Raw genomic sequence first — 21,613 nt, 5'->3', positions numbered from 1 at the left:
GGGCTAGGTTACACCCGGGCCATTAAGTTGCCCGCGGCAACAAATCCATGTGTCAAGGAGGACCACGGATGAGACCCCGATCTGTTCGCCGGAGATCCCTGTTCACCGCGCTCGCCGCCACCGTCGCACTCACCTCCGGTGCGACCTCGGTGTCGGCGGCGCCCCTCCAGCGCGGACCCGCCTACCTCGACCCGGGCAAGCCCGTCGCGGTGCGGGTGACCGACCTGATGTCCCGCATGAGCCTGGACGACAAGCTCGGCCAGATGACCCAGGCCGAGCGCAGCGCCATCGCCGACCCCGCCGACATCGCCACCCACCGGCTCGGGTCGCTGCTGTCCGGCGGCGGTTCCGTGCCCACCCCGAACACCGCGCAGTCCTGGGCCGACATGTACGACGGGTTCCAGCGCGCCGCGCTGACCGCTCCCCTGCGCATCCCGATCATCTACGGCGTGGACGCCGTGCACGGCCACAACAACGTCCACGGCGCGACGATCTTCCCGCACAACATCGGCCTGGGCGCCACCCGCGACCCGCATCTGGTGGGCCGCATCGGCGACGCGGTGGCCGAGGAGGTCTCGGGCACCGGCGTGGACTGGGACTTCGCGCCCTGCCTGTGCGTGGCCCGCAACGACCGCTGGGGCCGCACCTACGAGTCCTTCGGCGAGACCCCGGAACTGGTCTCGTCGATGTCCACGATCATCGACGGCCTGCAGGGCCGGTCCCTGTCCGGCCGCGATTCGATCCTGGCCACGGCCAAGCACTACGTCGGCGACGGCGGCACCACCGGCGGCGTCGACCAGGGCAACACCGAGCTGACCGAGCAGCAGCTGCGCGCCATCCACCTGCCGCCGTTCCGGGCCGCGGTACAGCGCGGGGTCGGGTCGGTGATGATCTCCTACAGCAGCTGGAACGGCGTGAAGATGCACGCCAACCGCTACCTCGTCACCGACGTGCTCAAGGGCGAGCTGGGCTTCACCGGGTTCGTCGTGTCGGACTGGCAGGGCATCGACAAGATCGACGGCCAGGAGGGCTTCACCGCCGAGGAGGTCCGCGCCGCGATCAACGCGGGCGTGGACATGGTGATGGTGCCCTACGACTACGTGAAGTTCATCGACACGCTGCGCGCCGAGGTGCAGGCGGGCCGGGTGCCGATGAGCCGCGTCGACGACGCCAACCGCCGCATCCTGACCAAGAAGTTCCAGCTCGGCCTGTTCGAGCGGCCCTTCACCGACCGCCACTACACCTCGACGGTCGGCAGCCCGGCGCACCGGGCCCTGGCCCGCCAGGCGGTGCGGGAGTCGCAGGTGCTGCTCAAGAACGACGGCGGGGTGCTGCCGCTGGACCGCGGCGGCCAGAAGATTTTCGTGGCCGGCAAGAACGCCGACGACATCGGCAACCAGAGCGGCGGGTGGACGATCACCTGGCAGGGTTCCAGTGGCCCCATCACACCGGGAACCACGATCCTGCAAGGCATCCGCGACAAGGCGCGCGCCGGCACGGTGACCTACGACCGGGGCGGCGCCGGCATCGACGGCAGCTACGACGTCGCGGTCGCGGTGGTCGGCGAGACGCCGTACGCGGAGTTCATGGGCGACCGGCCGGCCGGCCTGGGCCTGGACGCCGAGGACCTGGCGACCCTGCAGCGGCTGAAGGACTCCGGGGTGCCGGTGGTGGTCGTGCTGGTGTCCGGCCGGCCGCTGGACATCGCGGCGGAGCTGCCCGGCTGGGACGCGCTGCTGGCGTCGTGGCTGCCGGGCACCGAAGGCGGCGGGGTCGCCGACGTGCTGTTCGGCGACTACAACCCGACCGGCAAGCTGCCGGTGACGTGGATGCGCAGCGCAGCGCAGCAGCCGATCAACCTCGGCGACGGGCAGGACCCGCTGTTCCGCTACGGGTTCGGCCTCCGCTACGGCCGGGGCTGACCACGCCCGGGGAAGCACGGCCTTGAGGGCCCGGGCGGTCACGCGCGCCGGTCAGCGGCGGCCCGCGCGGCTGCCCTGGTACGCGGGCTCCCGCAGGCGCGACAGCCAGTCCGGGTAGAGGCGGGCGCCGGGTGGGCTGTGCAGCATCGGGTCGAAGCTGGGGCGCTCGCCGTCACCCAGGGGGTTGTCCAGCACGATCCGCGCCACCGGGGTGGCCGGGCCGGTGAGCTTGGCGACGCAGCACGTCACCGTCACCGGCCCGGCCGCCACCGCGTCCAGCGAGGCGCCGTCCGGCCCGTCCACCGACGCGAGGATCCACCGCAGCCCGCGCGCCACCCGGTAGGGCACGACACTGCTGAACCGCGCCCGCCGCCACCCGCGCGCCGGGCGCAGCAGCACCCGCGCGCTCGCGCTGGCCAGGGTGAGGTCCCACGGGCCGTCGTCGGTCGGGATGCGCAACGCCAGGCCGAGGATGTCGGGCATCCGGCCGGGCAGACCGGCCCCTTTGGACAGCCGCGCCACGACCGGGCCACCGGGCGGCAGCGGCAGCTCGTCCGGTGCCAGCGTCTCGAGCGTGCCCCGCAGCAGGATTCCGCGCGGGTGGAACACGCGCGCCCGCCGCCACCGGGCCAGCGCGCCGAACACGGGTCGCACGACGGGAGGTGCCATACCTGGCGGCTACCCAGCCACGGGCGAATCATCCGTCCTCCGATGGGTAGCCGTACCCGGACACCGACCGGGAAGGGGCCGACGAATGTTCCCCGCCGACTCGCTCACCTTCATCGGCACCGCCACCACCCTGGTCCGGCTGGGGCCGTTCACGGTGCTGACCGACCCGAACTTCCTGCACCGCGGCCAGTGGTCCTACTTCGGCCAGGGCCTGGTCTCCCGGCGCCGCACCGAACCGGCCGCGCAGGTCGCCGACCTGCCGCCGCTGGACGGAGTCGTGCTGTCGCACCTGCACGGCGACCACTTCGACCGGGTCGCCCGCCGGGACCTGCCCGCCGACGTGCCGATCCTGACCACCGAACACGCCGCCCGGCGCCTGGCCAAACGCGGCTTCCGGGCCACCGTCGCCCTGCCCACCTGGCACCACGACACCTTCCGCGACGGCGACGCCCGGCTCTCCGTCACCGCCGTCCCCGCCCGGCACGCCCGCGGCCCGCTCAACCGGATCCTGCCGCCGGTCATGGGCAGCATCTGGGAGTACACCCCGCACCCCGGCGCCGCCACGCTGCGCATCTACGTCAGCGGCGACACGATCGTCCACGACGAGCTGGCCGGGATCCGCCGCCGCTACCCGGAGATCGACGTGGCCGTGCTGCACCTGGGCGGCACCCGCGTGCTCGGCGTGCTGGTCACCCTGGACGACCGGCAGGGCGGGCGGATACTGGAGCTGATGAACCCCACCCACGTGGTACCGGTGCACTTCGACGACTACGGCAAGTTCACCTCGCCGGTGTCGAACTTCCTCGCCGAGGCCGCCCGCCGCCACCCGGCCACCGACGTGTGCCTGCTCGCCCGCGGCGAGAGCTTCTCCCTGGCGAACCTGCTCAGCGCCCGCTCGCCCGGCTGATCCGCTCCCGCTGCGGCACCACCACGTACCGCGGGTCCTTCGTGGACGCCACCCCGGCCTCGAACACCCCGAACCGCTGCACCGCGCTGCCCGCCAGCAGAGCCAGCCCCGACACCACCTGCACCGCCCGGCTGCGGCGGCCCGCCAGCGCACCCACCGCGCCGCCCAGCGTCAGGTACTCCGACCACTTCCGCAGCCGGTGCGCCTTCCCGGTGGTGTAGGCCTGCGAGACCAGCCCGAGCCGCTGGTCGATCACCTTCGACGCGACCAGCTCCGCCGCCGCGCCGAGCACCGCCAGCCGCCGCGCCGGCCCCGCCTCCGACACGGGCGCGCACACCATGCCCAGCCCGGCGCCGCTGGCCGCGGCCGAACCGGTGAACACGAACGGCAGCTGCCGGTGCGCCTCCCGCCAGGCCGGCACCGCCGTCTGCGACAACAGCACCGCCGTGTAGGAGGCCACCCCGGGCGCGATCGCCGCCGCCGACAACCCCGCCGGCCGCGCCGCCCACCGCACCAACCGCCCGGGCAGCGTGCGCTGCCACCGCCGCGGCACCAGCTCGGCCACCCCCGCCACGCCCGCGCCCGGCCCGTAGGCGACGAGGATCCAGGTGCCCACGCTCATCGGCGAGCTGGGCTTGGCCACCCGCAGCATGTGCAGGAACCGCTCCGGCCGCCCCAGATCCGCCACCAGCAGGTACATCGACGCCGCGAGCGCCCCCAGCGCCCCGGCCCGGCTCGCCCTGCGCAGCACCGGACGGCCGGTCAGGTCGGCGCCCGCGCCGAGCATCGCCGACCCGGCCGACAACCCGCCGGTGAACAGGTAGGCCGGGATCTTCCACTCCCACACCGGCGGCTTGAGCACCGGCCGCCCGTAGTAGGACCGGAACTCGGCCCTGGGCACCGCGACCTGCTCCCTCATCCCCTGCCCCGTCCGAAGAAGACCGACACCGCGGCGGCCACGAACGCCGACGCGGCCATGCCCGCGTACTTCCACATCGACCCCGCGTCCCGCGTGGGCACCACCGGATCCGGCGGCAGGCCGTACACCTCGGGCTCGTCCAGCAGCAGGAAGAACGCGCCGTCGCCGCCCACGCCGTCGTCCGGGCTCTCCCCGTACAACCGCGCCTGCGGCACCCCGGCCTCGTGCAACGCGTCCACCCGGCGCGCGGCCCGCTCCCGCAGCTCGTCCAGCCGCCCGAACTGGATCGAATCGGTCGGGCACGCCTTCGCGCACGCCGGTTCCAGCCCGTCGCGCAGCCGGTCGTAGCACAACGTGCACTTCCACGCCCGGCCGTCGTCCTCGCGCCGGTCGATCACCCCGTACGGGCAGCCGGACACGCAGTAGCCGCACCCGTTGCAGATGTCCGGCTGCACCACCACCGAACCGAACTCGGTGCGGAACAACGCGCCGGTCGGGCACACGTCCAGGCAACCGGCGTGCGTGCAGTGCTTGCACACGTCCGAGCTCATCAGCCACCGGAAGTCCGTCCGGCTCTCCGCGCCGCCGCCCGCGCCGGGCAGGTCGAACGACGGCATCCCGAGGTCCACCGACGGCGGCTCCGGCTGCTCGACGAACGCCACGTGCCGCCACGAGTTCGCCCCGAGCATCCCGGTGTTGTCGAACGACATGCCGAGCAGGTCGAACCCGTCGTCGGGCACCCCGTTCCACTCCTTGCACGCCACCTCGCACGCCTTGCAGCCGATGCACACCGAGGTGTCGGTGAAGAACCCCATCCGCGGCGGGTGCTCGAGGTGGCCGGCGTCGCCCGCCGGATCGTCGAGCGGACCGTAGAAGCTGTTGCCCATCACCCCTCCGCTCCCCGCGCCGTGTCCAGGTGGGTGCCGGTCGCCACGGTGATCCCCGCCCGCGCGCGGTACTCCTGCAGGTAGGCCAGTAGATCCGGGCCCCGGGGGCGGCGGCCCGGCCGGATGTCGCAGGTGGCGACCTTGCTCTCCTGGATGAACACGTTCGGATCGAGCACCACGCCGAGCAGGTCGTTGACCACGTCCCCGTCCACCAGGCCGGTCTGCCCCCAGTGGTAGGGCATCCAGATCTGGTGCACCACCCGGTCCTCGATCCGCAACGGCCGCATCCGCTCGGTCACGAACACCCGCGCGTCCACCGCCGCCCTGCTGGTCACCACGTGCGCCCAGTCCAGGTGCGCCAGCCCGCGCTCGGCGGCCAGTTCCGGCGACACCTCGACGAACAACGCCGGCTGCAGCTCCGCCAGGTAGGGCAGCTGACGGCTCATCCCGCCCGCCGTGTGGTGCTCGGTCAGCCGCGCGGCGGTGAACACGTACGGGAACACCTCGCCGTGCGGCTCCGGCGGCGACGGGTTGGACGGGTTGTCCACCCGCGGATACACCTTGCGCGCCGGGTTGCCCTGCTGCCCGTACAGCGGGTTGCGCACCGGCGACTCGTGCGGCTCGTAGTGCGTGGGCAGCGGCCCGTCCAGCACCCCGTTCGGCGCGAACAACCACGCCTTGCCGTCAGCCTGCATGATGAACGGGTCGTCCCCGTGCAGCGCCTCCGGGCCGACGGCGCCCGGCTCGGGCCGGTAGTCCGGCGGCTTGGTCTTCTCGAAGTCCGGCACGTCGTGCCCGGTCCACTCGCCCTTGCCGGCGTCCCACCACACGAGCTTCTTGCGTTCGCTCCACGGGCGGCCCCGCGGATCGGCCGAGGCGCGGTTGTAGAGCACGCGCCGGTTCAGCGGCCACGTCCAGCCCCACTCCGACTCGTACGGCCCCTGCTCGTCGTGCGGTTTCCGCCGCGCCGCCTGGTTCACTTCGCCGGCGTAGACCCCACTGTAGATCCAGCACCCGCACGCCGTGCTGCCGTCGGCCTTCAGCTCCAGGTAGCCGTTCAGCGCGCGCCCGGTCTCCAGGTTCACTCCGTTGATGCGCCGCAGCACGTCCTCCCCGGAGGGCTCGTCGCCGTGCTCCATCCGGTAGTCCCACCACAGGTCCAGCAGGGGCCGGTCCCGCTCGTCGGCGGAGCCGGCCAGCTTCTCCTTCAGGATCCGGCCCAGGTGGTAGAAGAACCACAGCTCGCTGCGCTGGTCGCCCCTCGGCTCGACGGCCTTGTCCCGCCACTGCAGCATCCGCTGCGTCTGGGTGAACGTGCCCGACTTCTCCACGTGCGAGGCCGCCGGGAAGAAGAACACCTCGGTGCGGCACCGCTCCGGCGCGATCTCCCCGGTCTCGATCTCCGGCGAGTCCTTCCAGAACGTGGCGCTCTCGATCATCGCCAGGTCCCGCACCACCAGCCAGTCCAGGTTCGCCATGCCCAGCCGCTGCAACCGCCCGTGCGCCGAGCCCACCGCCGGGTTCTGCCCCAGCAGGAAGTAGCCGAAGACCTTCCCGTCGATCATGTCCATGACCGTGCGGTAGGTGCCGTGGTCACCGTTGATCCGCGGCAGGTAGCCGAAACACCAGTCGTTCTCCGCGGTGGCGTGCTCGCCCCAGTACTCCTTCAGCAGCGACACCAGGTAGGCGTCGGCGTTGCGCCAGAACCCCTTCTGCCGGTCACCCCGCACCAGGCGCAGGTAGTCCGCGATGCTCTCGTGCGAGGTGTCCGGCATCGGCAGGTAGCCGGGCAGCAGGTTGAACAACGTCGGGATGTCCGTCGACCCCTGGATCGAAGCGTGACCCCGCAACGCGAACACCCCGCCACCCGGGCGGCCGATGTTGCCCAGCAGCAACTGGATGATCGACCCCGCCCGGATGTACTGCGCCCCCATCGAATGCTGCGTCCAGCCCACGCTGTACACCAGCGCCGCCGTCCGCTCCCGGCCCGAGTTCTCCGTCCACGCCCGGCACACCTCGTCGAACAGCTCCCGGGGCACCCCGCAGGTCCGCTCCACCATCTCCGGCGTGTACCGCGCGAAATGCCGCTTGAGCACCTGGAACACGCACCGCGGGTGCTCCAGCGACGGATCCGCGGCGATCTCGTCCGCCCCGCCCTCCAGCGGCGGCCCGCCCGACCCGTGCTGGTCCGGCGCCGACTGCTCCTTCGCCCGCGCACCCCCGCCCTCCCGCGGCCGCGCGCTCTCGTAGTGCCAGCTCGCCGGATCGTAGGAACCCGTCTCCGGGTCGTACCCGCTGAACAACCCGTCCAGGTCCTCGGTGTCGGCGAAGTCCTCCCGCACCAGGAACGACGCGTTCGTGTACGCCCGCACGTACTCCCGGAACTCCAGCCCGTGGGACAGGATGTGGTTGATCACCCCGCCCAGGAACGCGATGTCCGACCCCGCCCGCAACGGCACGTGCCGGTCCGCCAGCGCGCTCGTCCGCGTGAACCGCGGGTCGATGTGGAACACCTTCGCGCCACGCGCCTTGGCCTCCACCACCCACTGGAACCCGACCGGATGGGCCTCGGCCATGTTCGAGCCCATGATGATCACGCAGTCGGAGTTGACGAGATCCTGCTGGTAGTCCGTCGCGCCACCGCGACCGAAGGAGGCTCCCAGACCGGGAACCGTGGCGGAGTGTCAAATACGGGCCTGGTTCTCGATCTGGATCGCGCCCAGCGCCGTGAACAGCTTCTTGATCAGGAAGTTCTCTTCGTTGTCCAGCGTCGCGCCGCCCAGGCTCGCCAGCCCCATCGTGCGGCGCAGCGGACGGCCGTGCTCGTCGTGGTCCTGCCAGCCCCGCCGCCGCGCGTCCAGCACCCGCTCGGCCACCATGTCCATCGCCGCCGGCAGATCCAGCTCCCGCCACTCCGTGGCGTACGGCGCGCGGTAGAGCACCTTGTCCAGCCGCTGCGGGCCGGTCACCAGCTGCTTGCTGGCCGACCCCTTCGGGCACAGCCGGCCGCGCGAGATCGGCGAGCCGGGATCGCCCTCGATCTGCACGACCCGCTCATCCTTGACGTACACCTTCTGGGCGCACCCCACCGCGCAGTACGGGCACACCGAGTTGACCACCCGGTCCGCCTCGGCGGTGCGGGGCATCAGGGAGCGCGACCGCGCGGACTGCGCCGCGCTGCCCCGGCCCAGCCGGTCGGCGCCGGTCAGCTGCCGGTAGACGGGCCACGACCGCAACCAGTCACCCACGCCCATCGCTCACCTCCGGCCCGTTCTCCAGCCCCGCGTTCCCGGCGCACGCGGCGGGCAAACCCCGCGCGATCAATCTTCGTGCGTCGCCCGCCCCGCGTCCAACCGGGAGTGGTACCGCTCGTGCGCCTCCCGCACCAGCTCGTCCGAGATCCACGCGATCGGCTCGACGTCCACCAGCAACGGCTCGTTGTCCGGCCCGAAGTCGACCTCCTTGCCGGTCAGCACCCACGGCCGCGCACCCTCCGCCTGCTGGTGCGCGTACTGCACGATCCGCCGCGCCAGCCAGTCCTCCACCGGCAACGACCACCAGCCCGGCGCGTTCAGCGGGTTCACCGACACCCCGGGCATCTCCAGCCCGCTCTCGTGATCGGTGCTCGGGTGCTCCGCGTCGGCCTCCGGCCCCGGCGAGTACCGCACGTACACCACGGCGCCGGGGATCAGCAGCTCCGCCAGGTCCGCCAGCCGGCGCAGGGTGGGCAACGAGTCTTCAACCGCCATACCGCACACATGCCCCGCCACGGCTCCGGTTAACCGTCCCCGGCGTAGCGGGTCATCACCGCCTGCCGTTACGCCCCTTGTCGACGGTGGGTTTTGACTGGTGTTCGCCGAGGTGACATGCGAGTCTGGCTGGTATGCCCGGGACCGACGACTTCGACGAGGCCCAACCCGTCGCCGGGTTACGCGAAACGCTGTCCCAGCTGCGATTGCGCGAACTGCTCCGGGAAGTGCAGGACCGCATCGAGCAACTGCTGCAGTCCCGCGACCAGATGGACGGGCTGCTCGAGGCGATGCTCGCGGTCGCCGGCGGTCTCGAGCTCGACGCGACCCTGCGGCGGATCGTGCACGCCGCCATCAACCTCGTCGATTGCCGTTACGGCGCACTGGGTGTGCTCAACCAGGACCGCGAGGGACTCGCCGAGTTCGTCTACGAAGGCATCGACGAGGCCACCCGCCGCGAGATCGGCGAACTGCCCACCGGGCACGGCCTGCTCGGCCTGCTCATCCAGCAACCGAAACCGATTCGCCTCGACGATCTGTCCCAGCACCTCGCCTCCTACGGTTTCCCGCCGCACCACCCACCCATGCGCACCTTCCTCGGCGTTCCGGTGCGGGTGCGCAACGACGTCTTCGGAAACCTCTACCTCACCGAAAAGAACAACGGCCAGCCGTTCACCGAGGACGACGAAGTCGTCGTGCAGGCACTGGCCGCCGCGGCCGGCATCGCCGTGGAAAACGCCCGCCTCTACGAGGAAGCCCAGCTGCGGCAGCGCTGGCAGGAAGCCACCAGCGAGATCCGCGCCGAACTGCTCGCCGCCGCCGACCCCACCGACGTGCTCTCCCTGATCGCCAACCGCGCGCTCGCCCTCGCCGGCGCCGACTACGCGTTCATCGCCCAGCCCGACGACCCCGACGTGCCACCCGCCGACGTCACCCACCTGACGGTCACCGTGTCGGCGGGTCTCGACTCCGACCCGCTGATCGGCCGCGAGATCCCCCTCCGGGGCTCCAGCTGCGGCGCGGCCTACACCGACGCCCAGCCCCGCCGCGTGGAGAACCTCACCTTCGACCTGAGCCACGAGTTCGGGCCCGCCCTGGTCCTGCCGCTGCGCGCGTCCCGCGACTACGTCTCCGGCGTGCTCGTCACCCTGCGCAAGGCCGGGCAGGACCCGTTCGACAGCACCCAGCTGCCGCTGGCCGCCGCGTTCGCCGACCAGGCCGCGCTCGCCCTGCAACTGGCCGAGGACCAGCGTTCCCTCAACGAGCTCAAGGTCGTCTCCGACCGCGACCGCATCGCCCGCGACCTGCACGACCACGTCATCCAGCGGCTGTTCGCCCATGGGCTGGCGCTGCAGAGCACCCACATGCGCACGCGCAACCCGGAGATCCAGCGGCGGCTGGCCGACATGATCGACGACGTGCAGAACATCGTCGCCGAGATCCGCACCGCGATCTTCGACCTGCACGGCGGCCTGCAGGGCACCACCCAGCTGCGCAAGCGGCTCAACGAGATCATCGCCGAGGTCACCGGCGACACCGGCCTGCGCACCACGGTCCGCATGTCCGGCCCGATCGGCGTCGTCGGCAGCGATCTGGCCGAACACGCCGAGGCCGTGCTGCGGGAGGCCCTGTCCAACGCGGTGCGCCACGCCCGCGCGAGCACCCTGGCGATCACCGTCTCGGTCGACGACGACCTGGTCATCGACGTCGTCGACAACGGCACCGGCATCCCCGGGAAGGTGGCCCGCAGCGGGCTGCGCAACCTCACCGAACGCGCCACCCAGGCCGGCGGGCGGTGCACGGTGACCGCCCTGGACAGCGGCGGCACCCGGCTGACCTGGTCCGCCCCGGTCACCTAGGCGGCGCCCAGGGTCCTTCGGCCCTTACCGGCCGTCTCGGGGCCGGTAAGGCTGGGATCATGCACGCCTGGCGAGTGGTCCGCCCCGGGCCTCCCGGCACCCGCGAGTTCGAACTCCGCAACGAGGCGGTCCCCGACGTCGGCGACGGCGAGCTGCTGCTGCGCGTGCTCGCGTGCGGGGTGTGCCGCACCGATCTGCACGTCGTCGAGGGGGATCTGCCGGTGCACCGTGCCGGGGTGGTGCCCGGGCACGAGGTCGTCGGCGAGGTCGCGGCCCTCGGCACGCACGTCACCGGCTTCGCGGCCGGCGACCGGGTCGGCGCCGCCTGGCTCCGCGGCACCTGCGGCGCGTGCGCCTACTGCCGCCGCGGCGCCGAGAACCTCTGCCCGGACTCCCGCTACACCGGCTGGGACGCCGACGGCGGCTACGCCCGCTTCACCACCGTCCCCGCCGCCTACGCCCACCGGCTCCCCGGCGGCTACTCGGCCACCGAGCTCGCCCCGCTGCTGTGCGCCGGCATCATCGGATACCGCGCCCTGCGCCGCGCCGACCTGCCCCGCGGCGGCCGCCTCGGCGTCTACGGCTTCGGCGCCAGCGCCCACCTGGCCACCCAGGTCGCGCTCGCCGAAGGGGCCACCGTGCACGTCATGACCCGCAGCGCCCAGGCCCGGCAACTGGCCCTCGACCTCGGCGCGACCTCCGCCGGCGCCACCGAGGACCCGCCGCCGGAACCCCTCGACGCGGCCATCCTGTTCGCTCCCACCGGCGACCTCGTGCCCGCCGCGCTGGCGGCGCTGGACCGCGGCGGCACCCTCGCCGTCGCCGGCATCCACCTGACCGGCATCCCGCCGCTGACCTACCAGGACCACCTCTTCCAGGAACGCACCCTGCGCAGCGTCACCGCCAACACGCGCCGCGACGCGCGGGAGTTCCTCGGCTTCGCCGGCGAGCACCACCTGCGGATCGTCACCACCGCCTACGCCCTCGACCAGGCCGACCAGGCGCTGGCCGACCTGGCGGCCGGCCGCGTCACCGGCGCCGCGGTGCTGGTCCCCTGATGCCCCGTCCTTGCCAGAAAATCGGAGGAAGGACAGTAGGGTGACCTCCGGCGCGGATTTTTACAGAACCCGCGCCGTATAGGTCGTTATACAGTCTTCTGGTGCTGCCGTCGTTCCTGCTCGACGCGCTCCTGGAAGGCTTTCTCGGCGAAGTAGCGCCGCATCGCCGCCTCCGCCATCTCCTCGGTCGTGTGCCGGCCCGTGCGGGACGCCGCGGTCACCCGCGCCTCCCGGGCGGCGCGCCGGCTCTCCAGGTCGTTCATCGTCCACTCCTTCCCTGGCCGAGCGATTCCCATTCGCGCTCCCACGCGGCCGCGCGGACCCGGTCTAGCGCGACGTGCACCGCGAGCACGACGAGCGTCAGCACCAGCACCACGCCGAGCCACGCGAGCAGGCCGATGCTGAGCGCGATGCTCATCGCGTTGAACGTCGACAGCGGCGGCGGCACCGGCTCCCCCGCGCCGTCCACCCAGATCGGCACCCGGGCTCCCTGGTCGGTGCCGGCCGGGACGGTGACCGGTCCCGTGCGGTCGGTGCCGTCCGGCAGCCGCCACCGGGCCGGGACCTCCGCCACCTGCACGGCGGGCCCGCCGGCCACGAACGTGCCGGCGTCGGCCAGCACCAGCGCGGTCACCTGGGTCCGGTCGGCCTGCTGCGCCCGGGCCAGATCGGCGTGGCGGGCGTAGACGTCGGAGACGAGCACCCCGGCCACCGGCACGGCGACCACCGCCAGCAGGATCGCCAGCACGGTGAGGCGGGCCTCCCAGCGGTCCCACGGGCGCACCAGCGGGCCGCCCGGGTGGAGCAGCCGCCAGAGCCGGACGGGCCACGATTCGGCAGCGGTCATCATCGGCCCGCCTCCCGGCCCGCACGCACCGCCCCGGCTCCGCCGCACATCTCCCGAGTCCTTCCACCACCCAGCTCAAGGGTGACCCCCGAACGGCCGCAGGTAAAGGGGCGTTGTTCCCCTGGTACGAAGCCGGATACCCGGGGCGCGTGCGGGAGCGGGAGCGAGCGGCGCCAGGAGCCGCTGGTGTCCCGAGCCCGGACGCTCCACGGACCAACCGCCCCGCACCGAGCAAGTGGCCCCGGCCACGCCCTCCCGCACACTGGGGTGGATGCGCGAGATCGGCACCGCCCCCAGACTGTCCGGCCGGGCCGCCGTTCTCGGCGCCATCGCGGTCCTGGCCGCGGCCACCACGCTCGCGAACCGCGTGCTGCCCGGCTGGGCCTATCCGCTCTGCGGGGTGGTGACGGCCGCTGTCCTCATCGGACTCGCGCGGCTGACCGGCCGCCGCTTCGCCGAGATGGGCCTGCGGCACTGGCGCCGCCCGGCGATCGCCGGTGGGCTCGGCTGCCTGGTCGTCGCGGCCGGGTTCGGCGTCGCGCTCGCCGTGCCCGCGCTGCGGCCGCTGTTCCAGGACGGCCGGGTCGGGCAGCACCCACCCGCCGAGCTGGTGTGGCTGGCGCTGGTGCGCATCCCGCTGGGCACCGTGCTCCTCGAAGAGGTCGCCTTCCGCGGCGTGCTGCCCGCGCTCCTGGGCGGCGGCGAACGCTGGCGCTGGCGGCCCGTCCTGGGCGCGTCCGCGTTGTTCGGGCTGTGGCACCTGCTGCCGTCGCTGGCCCTGCGGCGCAACGCCGGCGTCGACGCGGCCGTGGGCGCGCTGCCCCTGCCGGTGCTGTCCGCGCTGGCGATGCTCGGCGCCGCGGTCGCCGGGGTCGTCCTCTGCGCGCTCCGCTACACCGGCCGCGGCGTGCTCGCCCCCGCGCTGGTGCACCTGGCGCTCAACTCCGGCGGGCTCGTCCTGGCCTGGTTCGCCGGGCGCGCCGGCTAGCCGGGAACGTTCGCCTCCAGCTCGTCGAGCCACGCCCGCGCGCTCGCGTCGCTCGGGGCGCGCCAGTCGCCGCGCGGGGACAGCGAACCGCCGGACCCGACCTTCGGCGCGTTGGGCATCGCGGAGCGCTTGAACTGGCTGGTCTGGATGAACCGCCACAGGAACTCGCGCAACCACTTCTTGATCGTCGGCAGGTCGTAGCTGTTGCGCTCGGACTCCGGCACCAGGTCCGGCCACCGCCCGGCGTGCACGTCGCCCCACGCGTGCTGCGCCAGGTAGGCGATGCGGCTGGGCCGGTAGCCGAACCGCAGCAGGTAGTACAGGTGGAAGTCCTGCAGCTCGTACGGCCCGACCTTCGCCTCCGAGCTCTGCGCCGGGCCGGAGTCCGGGCCCTCCCCCGGCACCAGCTCCGGCGAGATCTCCGTGGCCAGGATCGACCGCAGCACCTCGTCGGCGCCCTCGCCCAGCTGCTCGGTCGCCACCTCCCACGCGATCAGGTACCGGATCAGCGTCTTGGGCACCGAGGCGTTGACGTTGTAGTGCGACATCTGGTCGCCCACCCCGTAGGTCGCCCAGCCCAGCGCCTGCTCGCTCAGGTCACCGGTGCCGACCACGAGCGCGTTGTGGTGGTTGGCCAGCCGGAACAGGTGCGAGGTCCGCTCCCCCGCCTGCACGTTCTCGAACGTCACGTCGTACACCGGCGAACCGTCGGCGGCCGGGTGCCCGATGTCGGCCAGCATCTGCTTCGCCGAGGGCCGGATGTCGATCTCGTGCGCGGACGTGCCCAGCGCCTTCATCAGCTTGTGCGCGTTGGTCAGCGTGTGGGTGCTGGTCGCGAACCCGGGCATCGTGTAGGCCAGCACGTTCTCCCGCGGCAGCCCGAGCTTGTCCATGCTCTGCGCGGCGATGATCAGCGCCTGGGTCGAGTCGAGGCCACCGGACACGCCGATGACGACCTTCTCGATGCCGGTCGCCGCGAGCCGCTGCGTCAGCCCCTGCACCTGGATGTGGTGGACCTCGCGGCAGCGCTCGTTGCGGTCCGCGGTGTTCGCCGGCACGTAGGGGAACCGCTGGATCTCCCGCCGCAACCGCACCGGCCCCGGCGGCAGCTCCAGCTCGAAGTCCACGCGCCGGAAGGACTTGAGCCGCTCCCGGTGGTCGTGCGCGTTGTCGTTGAAGCTGGTCATGCGCAGCCGGTCGGCGGCCAGCCGCTCCAGGTCGACGTCGGCGGTCACCAGCTGGTTCGACTCGAACCGCTCGCCCTCGGCCAGCAGCGACCCGTTCTCCGCGATCACCGCCTGCCCGTCCCACGCCAGGTCCGTGGTGGACTCGCCCGGCCCGGCCGCGGAGTACAGGTAGGCGGCGATGTAGCGGGCCGAATGGTTGGTGCACAGCTCGCGCCGGTAGCCGGCCTTGCCGATGACGATGTTGCTCGCCGACAGGTTCAGCAGCACCGTCGCCCCGGCCAGCGCGCCGAACCCGCTCGGCGTCACCGGCACCCAGCCGTCCTCGCAGACCTCGACGTGGAACACCAGGCCCGGCACGTTCGGCGCGGCGAACAGCAGATCGCTGCCGATCGGCGCGTCCTGCCCGGCCACCCGCACCCGCTCCGACACCGCGTCCCGGGCCGCCACGAACTGCCGCTTCTCGTAGAACTCGCGGTAGCCCGGCAGGTAGCTCTTGGGCACCACGCCCAGCACCCGGCCGCGGTGCACCACGATGCCGCAGTTGAACAGCCGCCCCTCGAACCGCTGCGGCGCGCCGATCGCGAACACGCCCGGCAGGTCCGCCGACTCCTGCACGAACCGCGCCACGGCGTCGTCCACCGCGCCCTGCAGCGCGTTCTGGTGGAACAGGTCGTCCGCCGTGTAGGCGGAGAAGCCCAGCTCGGGGAACAAAGTGATGGCGACGCCGTCCCCGGCCGCGCGGCGGGCCAGCGCCAGATGGGCGTCGCAGTTGAACTCCGGATCCGCGACCCGGACCTCCGGGACCGCGGAGGCCACCCGCACGAACCCGTGCCGGTAGAGCGAGGTGAAGTCGTGGGCCTGCGCTGATGTCACACTGTCCCCGTTTCCGCGTGCGTGCCGTGCACCTTCGAGCCTAGATCTAGACTCCGACGATGCCCGACCCCACCACCGCCGTACGTGATCTCGCGGACTCCCACGTGGCGCGGCTGTGCGCCGCCGACCCCCAGCTGGGCACCATGCTGGGCGTCGCGCCCGGGGAGGACCGGCTCACCGACCTCTCCCCCGACGGCCAGCGGGAGCGGGACGAGCTGGCGGCCGCGACGCTGACCCGGCTGCACGGCCTGGAGCCGTCGGGCGACGACGAGCGCCGCTGCGCGCGGCTGCTGCGGGAGCGGCTGGAGACCGGGCTGGCGCTCAGCGCCGCCGGTGAGCACCTGCGGATGGTCCGCAACATCCTCGGCCCGTTGCAGAGCCTGCGGAACACGTTCCTGATGATGCCCACGGCCACCGCCGAGGACTGGGCGGTGATCGCCCGCCGGATGATGCGGGTGCCCGGTGCCCTGGCCGGGTACGTCTCGTCGCTGCGCGAGGGTGTGCGGCGCGGCCTGCTCGCCGCGCCCCGGCAGGCCGCAACGGCGATCGCCCAGCTCGACGCGTGGGAGGACTGGTTCACCGGCTTCACCGCGGCGGCAGACGTGCCGCCCGCGCTGCGCGCCGATCTGGACCGGGCCGGCGCCGCCGCGCAGGACGCGCTGACCGGGCTGCGTGACTTCCTGGCCGGCGAGTACCTGCCGCACGCCGCCGGGACGCCGGACGGCGTCGGTGAGGACCGGTACCTGCTGCACGCCCGCCAGTGGACCGGCGCGCACCTCGACCTGGCCGAGATCACCGAGTGGGCGTGGGCGGAGTACCGCGCCCTGGCCGCGCAGGTGCGCGAGGAGGCCGGCCGCGTGCTGCCCGGCGCCCCGGTGCTGGAGGCCATGGCGTACCTGGACCGCGAGGGCCCGGCCGTGGAGGGTGCGGAGGAGGTCCGCGGCTGGCTGGCGGAGCTGACCGAGCGGGCGATGGACGACCTCGACGGCACGCACTTCGACCTGGCGCCGCCGGTGCGGGTGCTGGAGACGCGCCTGGCCCCGCCCGGCAGCGCGGCGGCGCCGTACTACACGCGTCCCGCACGGGACTTCTCCCGGCCCGGCCGCACCTGGCTGCCGACGCTGGGCCAGACGCGGTTTCCACTGTGGACGTTGATCAGCACCTGGTACCACGAGTCCGTACCGGGACACCACCTGCAGTTCGGCCACTGGACCACGCTGTCCGGCCGGTTGTCGCTGTTCCAGACCAGCGCCGGTGCGGTGAGCGCGACCACCGAGGGCTGGGCGCTCTACGCGGAGCGGCTGATGGACGAGCTGGGCTACCTCGACGACCCGGCCGCCCGCCTGGGGTATCTCGATTCGCAGATGATGCGGGTGATCCGGGTGATCGTGGACATCGGCATGCACCTGGGGCTGCCGGTGCCGGAGGAGGCCGGGCTCGGGGCGGGCCTGCGCTGGACCGCGGAGACCGGCCGGGCGTTCTTCGGCGCCCACACCACGCGCGAATCGGCGTTCCTGGACAGCGAGATCGTGCGCTACCTGGGCGTCCCGGGCCAGGCGATCAGCTACAAGCTGGGCGAGCGCGCGTGGCTGGCCGGCCGCGCGGCGGCCCGGGCACGCAACCCGGCGTTCGAGCTGAAGGCGTGGCACATGGCGGCGCTGTCGGTGGGGACGCTCGGGCTGGATGACTTGGAACCGGAACTGGCCGCGCTCTGACCGGCCCGGCGGCGGTGGGCGGCCAGTTCCGCGCTGCGCCCGGCCGGGTCGCGGGGCGGGACGGCCCGCCACGCCGCCAGCACCGCTCCAGCGCCGGGCGCCCGGCGTCCGCGCGGCCTACGGCGCCGGACGGGTCGCGTTCGAAGGCCTCGGCCTGGCGGCTCCCTCAGCCGAGGGGTTCGACGGGCTGGCGCAGGACCGTGCGGAGCTTGTCCGGAGCGGCCCGGCGCGGGTCGCCGAGGTAGATCTCGTGGTGCAGGCCGGAATGCCGCAACCCCTGCGCGGCCAGGTAGTCGCCCAACCGCGCCAGCACCGGGCCTTCCGCGTCGTACGGACCGACGTGCAGCACCTGGGCGCAGCGTCCCTCGTGCAGCGTGTGGAAGCGGACCCCGGCGATCGCGGGCAGCTTCTTCTTCGCCAGCGCGGCCTGCCGCGCCTCGCCGGCCAGCTGCTCGTCCACCCACGGCGGCTGGCCGATCAGCATCGTCCAGTGCCAGGAGTCCTTCTCCCGCCGCGTGAAGACGCCGTAGTCCTCGGCCCACCACAGCCCCTCCAGCGGGCCCACGACGAAGTCCTCGCCCCCGGCGCGGCGGACGGCGAACTTGATCGTGTAGGCCACCGCGTAGAGCGCCTCGACGGCCCGCGCGTACTCCGTGGACGTGTTGGGGTCGCCGCTGCCGTCGATGGCGACGAACCGCTGCGCGGGCACGTCGACGAGAGCCCAGTCGGTGTTCTTCGGCGCGTAGAGCGTTTTCAGCGCCCGTTTCGGGTCGTAGGCGGGCATGGTCAGCGGTCCCCTTCCAGGGTGGCGCGGTAGCCGCTCAGCCACCGCTGCTCGGCGGCGAGCTGGTGCAGCGAAAAGTCGAAGATCGCCCGCACGAACGCGGGCGCGTCCGGCTGGGCCTCGGCGGCACGGCGGACGGCCTCCACGCGTTCGTCCAGCGCGGCGGCGCGGGCGGCCAGTGCCTCGCGCAGCCGGTCCGGCGGGATGAGCGGCTGGCTGGCCAGGCCGACCAGGACCGGCGGGAACACCGGCCGCGGCCGCGCGATGGCCGCTTCCGCCTCCGCCGCGCACACCTCCCGCCCCCGGTCGGTCGCCCCGAACACCTTGCGCGCCCTGGCCCGTCCGGTGCCGCCGGTCGCGACCTCGGTGATCAGCCCGCGGTCGCGGAGCCGGCCCAGGAGGTAGTAGATCGAGCTGAACCCGATCTCGGTCCACTCCCGCATGCCGCGCGCGGTGATGACCTCGTCCAGCTCGTAGCCGTGCCGGGGTTTCTCCACGAGGAGGCCGAGCAGGGTCAGCTCGGCCGGGGTCAGTGCAGGCGCCACGCAGTTACTCTAGCACTAGAACAACTACTCCACCATGACGCTCTTCGCGAGGTTGCGTGGCCTGTCGATGTCGCGGCCGAGCTTGCGCGCGGTGTGGTAGGCCAGCAGCTGCAGCGGGATCGTCAGCAGAACGGGGTCGAGCTCCGGTCCGGCGGAGGGAACCCGGACCACCTCCTCGGCGCCCGGCACCGCCAGTCCGGTGGTGGTGACCGCGACGACCGGGCCACCGCGCGCCCGGATCTGCTCGATCGTGCCGAGGTTCTTCGCGGCCAGCTCGTCGTCCGGGATCAGCACGACGCTCGGCAGGGCGGGATCGACCAGCGCGAGCGGACCGTGCTCGAGTTCCGAGGACTGGCAGGCCTCGGCGTGCACGTAGGAGATCTCCTTGAGCTTCTGGGCGCCCTCCCGCGCGACCGGCCAGCCACGCACCCGGCCGAGGAAGAACACGTGCTCGGCGTCGGCGAACCGGCCGGCCAGCGACGCGATCCGGTCGGACTCCGCGAGCACCTGCCCGATCCGCTCCGGCAGCTCCGCCAGGGCGCGCGCGATCCGCCTGCCCTCGGCCGGCGACAGGTCCCGGACCCGGCCCAGCGTCAGCGCCAGCAACGCGAACGTCAGCGTCATGTTCGTGAACGCCTTCGTCGAGGCCACCGAGATCTCCGGCCCGGCGTGCAGGAACACCCCGCTGTCGCACTCCCGCGCGATCGCCGACCCGACCACGTTGACCGCACCGGCCACGTGCCCGCCCTTGCGCCGCAGCTCCTCCACCGTGGCGAGGGTGTCGGCGGTCTCGCCGGACTGGCTGACCGCGATGTAGAGGCAGTCCGGGTCGACGACCGGGTTGCGGTAGCGGAACTCGGCGGCCGGTTCGGCGTCGGCGGGCACGCGGGCCAGCTCCTCGACGAGGCCGGCGCCGATCTGCCCGGCGTAGTAGGCCGATCCGCAGCCGAGGAACTTCACCCGGCGGATGCCGCGCAGCTCCCGCGCGGTGAGCCGCAGCCCGTCCAGCCGCGCGGTGCCCAGCCGCTCGTCGAGCCGCCCGCGCAGCACCCGCTGGGCGGCCTCGGGCTGCTCGGCGATCTCCTTGGCCATGAAGTCGGGGTACCCGCCCAGCTCGTAGTCGCCGGGCGCGTCCTCCACCACCGTGGGTGGCCGGTCGGCGCCGCTGGAGGTCACGTAGCCGTCGGCGCGGATCGTGGCCAGCTCGCCGTCCTCGAGGTAGATGACCTGCTGGGTGTGCCGGACGAGCGCGGCCAGGTCGGAGGCCACGAACATCTCGCGGTCGCCCAGGCCGAGCACGAGCGGGCTGCCGTGCCGGGCGGCGACCAGGACGTCCGGCCGCTCGGCGTCGAGCACCAGCAGGCCGTAGGTGCCCTCGACGTCGGCCAGCGCGGCGCGCACCGCCTCGGTGAGCGTGCCGCCGCGCGCGGCCGCGGCGGCGATCAGGTGGGCGAGGACCTCGCTGTCGGTGTCGGACACCAGCCGCACCCCGCACGCGCTCAGCGTCGCGCGCAGCTCGGTGGCGTTCTCGATGATCCCGTTGTGCACCACCGCGATCCGCCGTCCCGTGTCGGTGTGCGGGTGGGCGTTGGTGGCCGTCGCGGGGCCGTGGGTGGCCCAGCGGGTGTGGGCGATGCCGGTGGTGCTGCCGGCCAGGTTCGCGGTGAGCCGGGTCAGTTCCGCGACGCGCACCGCGGCCTTGCGCACCAGCAGCCTGCCGTCGCGGGCGAGCGCGACGCCGGCGGAGTCGTAGCCGCGGTACTCCAGCCGCCGCAGGCCCTCCAGCAGGATCGGCAACGCGGGCCGCCGGCCCAGGTACCCCACGATTCCGCACATGGCGCGCCTTCCCTTCCGCGGGGGCGATGCTGTCGGAGTCGCCGGTGCGGCGACCACCGTTACCGGGGTTCCCGGCGCGGGCGCGTCGTGCCCGGGTCCGTTTTCCGCTGCGGCAGGATGGCGGGATGAGCGACGGGGAGGTCTTCGGCGCGGTCGGGCCGCGGCTGCGGGCGCTGCGCAGGCAGCGCCGGGTCACGCTGGCCCAGCTGGCGGAGGCGACCGGGATCTCGGTGAGCACGCTGTCCCGGCTGGAGTCCGGCGGTCGGCGGCCGACGCTGGAGCTGCTGCTGCCGCTGGCGCGGGTCCACCAGGTGACCCTCGACGAGCTGGTCGGCGCGCCGGACACCGGGGATCCGCGGGTGCACGCCAAGCCGGTGGTGCGGTCCGGGGTGACGATCCTGCCGCTGACCCGGCGGCCGGGCGGGCTGCAGGCGTTCAAGATGATCTACCCGCCCGGCAAGCCCTCGCGCGAACCGGACCAGAAGGTGCACGAGGGTTACGAATGGCTGTACGTGCTCTCCGGCCGGCTGCGGCTGGCGCTCGGCACGCACGACGTGCTCCTCACCCCCGGGGAGGCGGCGGAGTTCGACACGCGGACCCCGCACTGGTTCGGCAACCCCGGCCCGGAGCCGGCCGAGATCCTCAGCCTGTTCGGCCCGCAGGGCGAGCGGGTGCACGTCCGGGCCCGCCCGAAAGGCGAGGCCTAGGCAGTGTCCGGCGAGGATCGCGGGTGGGTTGGGGGATTCTGCTGGTCCTGTCAGACGACGCAGCTTCAACCAGGTCAAACAGTGGCGCTGCACCGCCACCCGATTCGACCGCTTTGAGGACACGCCCTAGCGGGCCGCGGGGTTCCCTTCCGCCCGGCGCG

The 21,613-nt window shown here is 73.1% G+C and carries 18 protein-coding genes; 7 read left to right on the top strand and 11 right to left on the bottom strand.

The window, feature by feature from the left end; all coding sequences use genetic code 11:
• Window positions 1-68: 68 nt before the first annotated feature.
• Entirely contained in the window at window positions 69-1,922 is a 1,854-nt protein-coding gene (locus L1857_RS19735) for a glycoside hydrolase family 3 protein (RefSeq protein ID WP_116109287.1), read from the top strand.
• Between the two features lie 51 nt (window positions 1,923-1,973).
• Here L1857_RS19735 and L1857_RS19730 read toward each other — a convergent pair whose 3' ends face one another.
• Entirely contained in the window at window positions 1,974-2,591 is a 618-nt protein-coding gene (locus tag L1857_RS19730) for a hypothetical protein (protein WP_249465843.1), read from the bottom strand.
• Window positions 2,592-2,676: 85 nt separating this feature from the next.
• On the opposite strand from L1857_RS19730, the gene L1857_RS19725 reads away from it, so the two are divergent.
• Window positions 2,677-3,498, top strand: coding sequence for an MBL fold metallo-hydrolase (locus L1857_RS19725; RefSeq protein WP_249465840.1), 822 nt, complete (start codon window positions 2,677-2,679; stop codon window positions 3,496-3,498).
• Here L1857_RS19725 and nrfD read toward each other — a convergent pair.
• The 4 genes from nrfD to L1857_RS19705 form a co-directional block, all read right to left on the bottom strand.
• Window positions 3,476-4,417, bottom strand: a complete 942-nt coding sequence (gene nrfD, locus L1857_RS19720; protein ID WP_094003056.1) for an NrfD/PsrC family molybdoenzyme membrane anchor subunit — start codon at window positions 4,415-4,417, stop codon at window positions 3,476-3,478. The two genes, L1857_RS19725 and nrfD, sit on opposite strands and share 23 nt — an antisense overlap.
• A complete protein-coding gene (locus tag L1857_RS19715; RefSeq protein ID WP_094003057.1) occupies window positions 4,414-5,304 on the bottom strand; it encodes a 4Fe-4S dicluster domain-containing protein in 891 nt (296 codons plus the stop codon). The genes nrfD and L1857_RS19715 overlap by 4 nt, the downstream gene beginning before the upstream one ends.
• On the bottom strand, window positions 5,304-8,558 hold the full coding sequence (gene fdh / locus L1857_RS19710) for a formate dehydrogenase (protein WP_094003058.1): 3,255 nt from the start codon (window positions 8,556-8,558) through the stop codon (window positions 5,304-5,306). The genes L1857_RS19715 and fdh overlap by 1 nt, the downstream gene beginning before the upstream one ends.
• A 66-nt stretch (window positions 8,559-8,624) precedes the next feature.
• Complete coding sequence (locus tag L1857_RS19705) at window positions 8,625-9,053, bottom strand: DUF6098 family protein (protein WP_094003059.1); 429 nt, start codon at window positions 9,051-9,053, stop codon at window positions 8,625-8,627.
• Window positions 9,054-9,187: 134 nt separating this feature from the next.
• Here L1857_RS19705 and L1857_RS19700 point away from each other — a divergent pair, with 134 nt between their 5' ends.
• On the top strand, window positions 9,188-10,912 hold the full coding sequence (locus L1857_RS19700) for a GAF domain-containing sensor histidine kinase (protein WP_198958098.1): 1,725 nt from the start codon (window positions 9,188-9,190) through the stop codon (window positions 10,910-10,912).
• A gap of 59 nt (window positions 10,913-10,971) precedes the next feature.
• The gene (locus L1857_RS19695) at window positions 10,972-11,970 is read left to right on the top strand and encodes a zinc-binding alcohol dehydrogenase family protein (RefSeq protein ID WP_249465838.1); all 999 of its coding nucleotides are present in this window, start codon (window positions 10,972-10,974) and stop codon (window positions 11,968-11,970) included.
• A gap of 86 nt (window positions 11,971-12,056) precedes the next feature.
• On the opposite strand, the gene L1857_RS19690 is transcribed toward L1857_RS19695, so the two are convergent.
• The gene (locus L1857_RS19690) at window positions 12,057-12,233 is read right to left on the bottom strand and encodes a hypothetical protein (protein ID WP_167481486.1); all 177 of its coding nucleotides are present in this window, start codon (window positions 12,231-12,233) and stop codon (window positions 12,057-12,059) included.
• Complete coding sequence (locus L1857_RS19685; RefSeq protein WP_094003061.1) at window positions 12,230-12,820, bottom strand: Rv1733c family protein; 591 nt, start codon at window positions 12,818-12,820, stop codon at window positions 12,230-12,232. Before L1857_RS19685 ends, L1857_RS19690 begins: the two co-directional genes overlap by 4 nt.
• A gap of 268 nt (window positions 12,821-13,088) precedes the next feature.
• Between L1857_RS19685 and L1857_RS19680 the strand changes: the two genes are divergently transcribed.
• Window positions 13,089-13,805 carry a CPBP family intramembrane glutamic endopeptidase gene (locus tag L1857_RS19680; RefSeq protein ID WP_249465835.1) on the top strand — a complete coding sequence of 239 codons (717 nt, stop codon included), beginning with the start codon at window positions 13,089-13,091 and terminating at the stop codon, window positions 13,803-13,805.
• Here the strand turns inward: L1857_RS19680 and L1857_RS19675 are convergent.
• Window positions 13,802-15,865, bottom strand: a complete 2,064-nt coding sequence (locus L1857_RS19675; protein ID WP_094003063.1) for an NAD(+) synthase — start codon at window positions 15,863-15,865, stop codon at window positions 13,802-13,804. The two genes, L1857_RS19680 and L1857_RS19675, sit on opposite strands and share 4 nt — an antisense overlap.
• A 59-nt stretch (window positions 15,866-15,924) precedes the next feature.
• Between L1857_RS19675 and L1857_RS19670 the strand changes: the two genes are divergently transcribed.
• Window positions 15,925-17,580, top strand: a complete 1,656-nt coding sequence (locus L1857_RS19670; RefSeq protein WP_249465832.1) for a DUF885 domain-containing protein — start codon at window positions 15,925-15,927, stop codon at window positions 17,578-17,580.
• A 166-nt stretch (window positions 17,581-17,746) separates the two neighbouring features.
• On the opposite strand, the gene L1857_RS19665 is transcribed toward L1857_RS19670, so the two are convergent.
• Genes L1857_RS19665 through glmS form a run of 3 tightly spaced genes read right to left on the bottom strand, consistent with a single transcriptional unit; the run spans window position 17,747 to window position 20,745 of the window.
• On the bottom strand, window positions 17,747-18,364 hold the full coding sequence (locus tag L1857_RS19665; RefSeq protein ID WP_116109308.1) for a GyrI-like domain-containing protein: 618 nt from the start codon (window positions 18,362-18,364) through the stop codon (window positions 17,747-17,749).
• A gap of 2 nt (window positions 18,365-18,366) precedes the next feature.
• Window positions 18,367-18,909 (bottom strand): PadR family transcriptional regulator, encoded by a 543-nt coding sequence (locus L1857_RS19660; RefSeq protein WP_240323031.1) that lies wholly within the window; start codon window positions 18,907-18,909, stop codon window positions 18,367-18,369.
• A 24-nt stretch (window positions 18,910-18,933) separates the two neighbouring features.
• Window positions 18,934-20,745 carry a glutamine--fructose-6-phosphate transaminase (isomerizing) gene (gene glmS, locus L1857_RS19655; protein ID WP_249465830.1) on the bottom strand — a complete coding sequence of 604 codons (1,812 nt, stop codon included), beginning with the start codon at window positions 20,743-20,745 and terminating at the stop codon, window positions 18,934-18,936.
• A 125-nt stretch (window positions 20,746-20,870) separates the two neighbouring features.
• Here glmS and L1857_RS19650 point away from each other — a divergent pair, with 125 nt between their 5' ends.
• Complete coding sequence (locus L1857_RS19650; RefSeq protein ID WP_116109312.1) at window positions 20,871-21,452, top strand: helix-turn-helix domain-containing protein; 582 nt, start codon at window positions 20,871-20,873, stop codon at window positions 21,450-21,452.
• The last annotated feature ends 161 nt before the right edge of the window (window positions 21,453-21,613 follow it).

Source organism: Amycolatopsis thermalba, from assembly GCF_023376025.1.
In the GTDB taxonomy this organism is placed as follows: Bacteria; Actinomycetota; Actinomycetes; order Mycobacteriales; family Pseudonocardiaceae; genus Amycolatopsis_E; species Amycolatopsis_E thermalba.
This window is presented reverse-complemented; position numbering and strand designations above follow the sequence as displayed.

Excerpts from the sequence above, each read along its gene's own strand:
- L1857_RS19685 (WP_094003061.1), bottom strand. The coding sequence starts at position 12,820 with ATGATGACCGCTGCCGAATCGTGGCCCGTCCGGCTCTGGCGGCTGCTC.
- glmS (WP_249465830.1), bottom strand. The coding sequence starts at position 20,745 with ATGTGCGGAATCGTGGGGTACCTGGGCCGGCGGCCCGCGTTGCCGATC.
- L1857_RS19715 (WP_094003057.1), bottom strand. The coding sequence starts at position 5,304 with ATGGGCAACAGCTTCTACGGTCCGCTCGACGATCCGGCGGGCGACGCC.
- L1857_RS19725 (WP_249465840.1), top strand. The coding sequence starts at position 2,677 with ATGTTCCCCGCCGACTCGCTCACCTTCATCGGCACCGCCACCACCCTG.
- nrfD (WP_094003056.1), bottom strand. The coding sequence starts at position 4,417 with ATGAGGGAGCAGGTCGCGGTGCCCAGGGCCGAGTTCCGGTCCTACTAC.
- L1857_RS19705 (WP_094003059.1), bottom strand. The coding sequence starts at position 9,053 with ATGGCGGTTGAAGACTCGTTGCCCACCCTGCGCCGGCTGGCGGACCTG.
- L1857_RS19690 (WP_167481486.1), bottom strand. The coding sequence starts at position 12,233 with ATGAACGACCTGGAGAGCCGGCGCGCCGCCCGGGAGGCGCGGGTGACC.
- L1857_RS19650 (WP_116109312.1), top strand. The coding sequence starts at position 20,871 with ATGAGCGACGGGGAGGTCTTCGGCGCGGTCGGGCCGCGGCTGCGGGCG.
- L1857_RS19695 (WP_249465838.1), top strand. The coding sequence starts at position 10,972 with ATGCACGCCTGGCGAGTGGTCCGCCCCGGGCCTCCCGGCACCCGCGAG.
- L1857_RS19680 (WP_249465835.1), top strand. The coding sequence starts at position 13,089 with ATGCGCGAGATCGGCACCGCCCCCAGACTGTCCGGCCGGGCCGCCGTT.
- L1857_RS19670 (WP_249465832.1), top strand. The coding sequence starts at position 15,925 with ATGCCCGACCCCACCACCGCCGTACGTGATCTCGCGGACTCCCACGTG.
- L1857_RS19700 (WP_198958098.1), top strand. The coding sequence starts at position 9,188 with ATGCCCGGGACCGACGACTTCGACGAGGCCCAACCCGTCGCCGGGTTA.
- L1857_RS19665 (WP_116109308.1), bottom strand. The coding sequence starts at position 18,364 with ATGCCCGCCTACGACCCGAAACGGGCGCTGAAAACGCTCTACGCGCCG.
- L1857_RS19730 (WP_249465843.1), bottom strand. The coding sequence starts at position 2,591 with ATGGCACCTCCCGTCGTGCGACCCGTGTTCGGCGCGCTGGCCCGGTGG.
- L1857_RS19735 (WP_116109287.1), top strand. The coding sequence starts at position 69 with ATGAGACCCCGATCTGTTCGCCGGAGATCCCTGTTCACCGCGCTCGCC.